At 37.3% G+C, this 402-nt stretch carries 1 protein-coding gene; it reads left to right on the forward strand.

All coding sequences use genetic code 11. The annotated features are described in order from the left end of the window. Positions 1 to 103: 103 nt before the first annotated feature. Positions 104 to 402, forward strand: a 299-nt coding sequence (locus KJQ99_RS10025; RefSeq protein ID WP_214150757.1) for a cell wall metabolism sensor histidine kinase WalK, incomplete at its 3' end; no start/stop codon positions are given.

Genomic DNA, 402 nt, shown 5'->3' on the forward strand with positions numbered 1-402 from the left:
GTCCGGAAGCCGAATGAGCGATTTTTGAAAAATGCACTGCCGAAACCGAATTCGGTGAATAAATCCGAGCTTGAAATCGGCATAACGATAATAAAGGAAAAAGATGAAAAAACAAACGAATAAAAAGCTTCACTTTTTCCAATCCATTCACTTCAAGATAGCCCTCGTGTTTGCATTGTTGCTATTGATAACATTTCAAATCGTTGGGGCTGTTTTTGTACAGAGATTGAAAAGTGAAAATATCAAATCATTCAAACAACGAGTGGAATTATCCACTTATGTCGATAATTCGCTGATCAAGCAGCTGACGTCGACGAATACGACAAAAGCCAACAAGAGCATCAATACGATTTTGGAAGACATCAACAACGAAAATATTTCGACGATTCAAGTGATTGATTC

Source organism: Campylobacter sp. 2018MI13, assembly GCF_018501135.1.
In the GTDB taxonomy this organism is placed as follows: Bacteria; Campylobacterota; Campylobacteria; order Campylobacterales; family Campylobacteraceae; genus Campylobacter_E.